The sequence below is a fragment of the Paraburkholderia domus genome (assembly GCF_905220705.1).
Classification (GTDB): Bacteria; Pseudomonadota; Gammaproteobacteria; order Burkholderiales; family Burkholderiaceae; genus Paraburkholderia; species Paraburkholderia domus.
The window spans coordinates 1-3,080 of the sequence record NZ_CAJNAT010000069.1 but is presented as its reverse complement, the minus strand read 5'-3'; the positions used below and the strand labels follow the sequence as shown (position 1 = coordinate 3,080).

General features: G+C 58.2%; 4 protein-coding genes. 1 reads left to right on the top strand and 3 read right to left on the bottom strand.

Annotation, left to right across the window (positions count from 1 at the left end; all coding sequences use genetic code 11):
• Positions 1-211: 211 nt before the first annotated feature.
• From KHO31_RS38850 to KHO31_RS38835, 3 genes are all read right to left on the bottom strand, one after another.
• Positions 212-601, bottom strand: a complete 390-nt coding sequence (locus KHO31_RS38850) for a hypothetical protein (protein WP_201083243.1) — start codon at positions 599-601, stop codon at positions 212-214.
• 719 nt (positions 602-1,320) lie between these two features.
• Positions 1,321-1,569, bottom strand: a complete 249-nt coding sequence (locus KHO31_RS38840) for a hypothetical protein (RefSeq protein WP_201083241.1) — start codon at positions 1,567-1,569, stop codon at positions 1,321-1,323.
• Between the two features lie 26 nt (positions 1,570-1,595).
• Positions 1,596-1,877, bottom strand: coding sequence for a hypothetical protein (locus KHO31_RS38835; protein WP_201083239.1), 282 nt, complete (start codon positions 1,875-1,877; stop codon positions 1,596-1,598).
• Positions 1,878-2,542: 665 nt separating this feature from the next.
• Between KHO31_RS38835 and KHO31_RS38830 the strand changes: the two genes are divergently transcribed.
• On the top strand, positions 2,543-2,815 hold the full coding sequence (locus tag KHO31_RS38830) for a hypothetical protein (RefSeq protein WP_201083237.1): 273 nt from the start codon (positions 2,543-2,545) through the stop codon (positions 2,813-2,815).
• Positions 2,816-3,080 lie beyond the last annotated feature (265 nt).

Genomic DNA, 3,080 nt, shown 5'->3' with positions numbered 1-3,080 from the left:
GAGCGCCGACGACTACGAGGCGCTGCTACCCTGGAAGCTGGGCAAGCGGGAGCACGAAAAAAACGTCTAGGTCAAGTCTGCGGGAGGGACGTGCTTCGCTGATCGCTTACCTTGTTCTTGCACTGATTGCAAGCCTCGCACGCTTGTAGCCACTCATCAAAGTCTAGGTCGTTCGATCTGCAGTCATGCAGATTCCACAATCGATCGATTCTCAGGTCAGACGAACCAAAAAAAAGCCGCAGGCATAGCCGCGGCTTGGAGACACACTCCGCCCAGAGATCGCTGGGCGAGCGCGAAGTCTTACACGGTGAAAGTAATTCTGCAATCGGGTGTTTTGTCTGATTATTTTGATTGCTCGCGTTCGAACCCCAGTCGGTAGCCAGTCAGTCTGGATTATCAAGCTCAGCAGGATCGCCGCGATCGCGCGGTAAATATCGCCCAGAAAATCTTTGGTCGCGGCGTCCCATTCGGGTGTGCCGGCCGTGAAGTCTCCGGGGGTTTTTTTAGCCTGCGCGCGGCGGGTCGCGCAAACGTTCATTTCAAGGGCCATCGCATCGGCGTAGCGGGGACGGCCGCGCCTGGGGCGGTCGTCACTGTTCATGACTGATTTTCGGCAGACTCCGAAGGACCTTTAGACTTGCCGCTACCGTAGTCTGGTGCGGGCAGGCCGCTTCTTTGTATGATATCCGGCCAGATGCCATTCCCCATTTGCCAGGGATGACATGAAGCCAATCAAATTGCGCGTGCCCCGCGAAGAAGCCGGTGATCTTCCCGATGACCTGACCGCATAGGCTAGTGAGCGGTATCGATCCCGGCCTGACAATCGTTAACGAACCTGGGATGACGACAAACACCCGTTCACCGGTGGTGTATCTCGTCTACGTGAGCGAAAGCTTCTTCGATCAGCTCCCGGAATGGCGCATGTACATTGAGCACTAGCGTGTCGTGACGCCGGCCGCTATGGTTTTTTCGGGTGCAGCTCGCTTTCGCAGGCCGCATGGATCCCGCGAACGATAGGCGACCGATAGTCCAACCGCCAGCCGTTCGTGAACAGCCCGGCGAGCGACGCGGAGTCTGCGAAGCGTGGCAATTGCGCAAAATCCAACGCGATCTGCTGTGACACGGCGCCTATGTGGACCCGTTCCGCCCAGTCGGCGTCAGCGCCATTGCTGGTCAACCAGATGCGCGTCGACTCGACGAGGTGGCCCGTGCGCAGCCATTCTCCTGTGCGTGCTCGAGCCACTAGCTGCCGACCACCAGGTAGGAGAGCAGTTCGGCGCGTGCTTCGTCATCAAGGTTGTCGCGTACGACCATACTGCCTTACGTTTCGTCGATTGGAATGTCGTACTGCGTGCGACACGCGCTGCAAAACACGGGTTCGGTGTTACCTCCGGCGTCGAGCGGCGTGAGGGGTTGCTCCTCACCGTTTAGATAGCAGACTGGACAAGGAATTCGTTCATGAGGCTTCAGGCGATGCCAGCGGTCGACAAACCGCTGGATTTCCATCGGTGGAGCGTCGATCGCTTCGAGATGATCTAGCAGGACGTGAAAAAGCGGAGGATTTTGCATACTGCCTCCGAGCATCGCTCTGACATCTACTCGACCTTCAAACATGAGAAGGTCAACTCTGCCTCTTGCGGCGTCCAGCCACGCACGCCGTGCGTCTGCATGTCGACCTGGTGCATCTGCTCGCCCCGGCTGTTGCAATATTCATCCGCGCGCTTGAGGCTCGTCGCTTTGACTTCTCCCCAAGGCGTCATTCCGCCGCGGACCTGTGTTGTGACCGTGTAGTGTCCGTCGCCGGCTGGCGTAATTTCGGAGACTGTTGTGCAACCAGCGAGGATGGTCAGTCCAGCGAGCATCAATTTTGTTTTCATACGTTTTTTCCTTTTTTCGGATTGTGCGGGGAAGGGCTGAAGATCGCAACGTTGCAACCGATGCATCACGGACAACCTGCTCGATGCGACCAATGACCTCGTCTGGCACTCGCGAAGGCTTCATGCAGACCGGCGAACCCACTGCTGCTAGGACCAAGGCGGCTTCGAACCGGAAGTTCGCGCAAGGTGGCGGCGCTGGAAGAAGCGCCTGCCGCTACCGGAGCCAAAGAGCAAAGCCGCAGTCCCTCAAGTGCTTGCGACGAATGCGAGCGGGTTGTCCACAACCTTGCTAACAGAATCTGTGGATAAGTCGACTGCCGAGGGCGCGGGAGCTTCCGGGCAATTAAGGTCGAGCTCAACGCTGTCACCTTTGGGGTGCACTACGGACTGCCCTCCGCCTCGGCTCGCCGGAACAGGCCGTACTACGAGCGCAGACTTGCGGCATAGCGATTGGCCAGGGGAACATCGGTGGTGGCGGGGACGGTGCGCGCATTGGTCGTCGTGGCATTGGCGGCAGCGGCGTCGTGATTGTCGCGTACTGACTTACTGACGCACCCCGACGAACCGAGGCGCGTGCTTTCTCTCAGGCACTTTGCGTTTCAGCGCCAGGTCGCGGAACGCCTCACTTGCGCTAGACTGGCCTGGGCAACCGGAAGGAGACCTGGATGATACGCAAGACGCTCAATGCCTCGCAGCTTCAGCAGGAGGTCAACCGGCGAATCCATCGACTACAGGAAGTCGTCGAGGATGGCGTGAAGATTCGTGTGCCGCGGCCGCAGTTGCAGGAGGCTGACAAAACAGGTTGCAACTGGAACATGACCCACTTCGGCAACGCGGTCGGCTTCGAGCGCGACATCGAGGGAGTGCTCAAGGCCGTGCGTGCGGAATACAACCTCAATACCGAAGTGAAAGACACCGGCAACCCGTTCGGGGACTAACCGCGAAAGACATCATTCCTTGTTCGTTTTTGATGCCGTTGGCACGAGTGGTGGGCTTACCTCAAATGGTCAACCTTTCGACGCCCCATCGCAGATATTCCTCGCTGTGAAACCGATGCTTTCTATGAGCACTGACTAGCCTCATGTCGCTCGAAAGTAAGCGATCGTTCATTGACGCCCTATCGCCACGCGCCCGGAGAGGCGACGATAGTGTCCACTTAAATCGGAGGTGGACACTATGGCAGCAGACAGCAGCGATCTGAAC

What these genes read in the sequence shown, in the direction of transcription:
- KHO31_RS38850 (WP_201083243.1), bottom strand. Translation starts at nt 601, where the DNA reads ATGAACAGTGACGACCGCCCCAGGCGCGGCCGTCCCCGCTACGCCGAT.
- KHO31_RS38840 (WP_201083241.1), bottom strand. Translation starts at nt 1,569, where the DNA reads ATGCAAAATCCTCCGCTTTTTCACGTCCTGCTAGATCATCTCGAAGCG.
- KHO31_RS38835 (WP_201083239.1), bottom strand. Translation starts at nt 1,877, where the DNA reads ATGAAAACAAAATTGATGCTCGCTGGACTGACCATCCTCGCTGGTTGC.
- KHO31_RS38830 (WP_201083237.1), top strand. Translation starts at nt 2,543, where the DNA reads ATGATACGCAAGACGCTCAATGCCTCGCAGCTTCAGCAGGAGGTCAAC.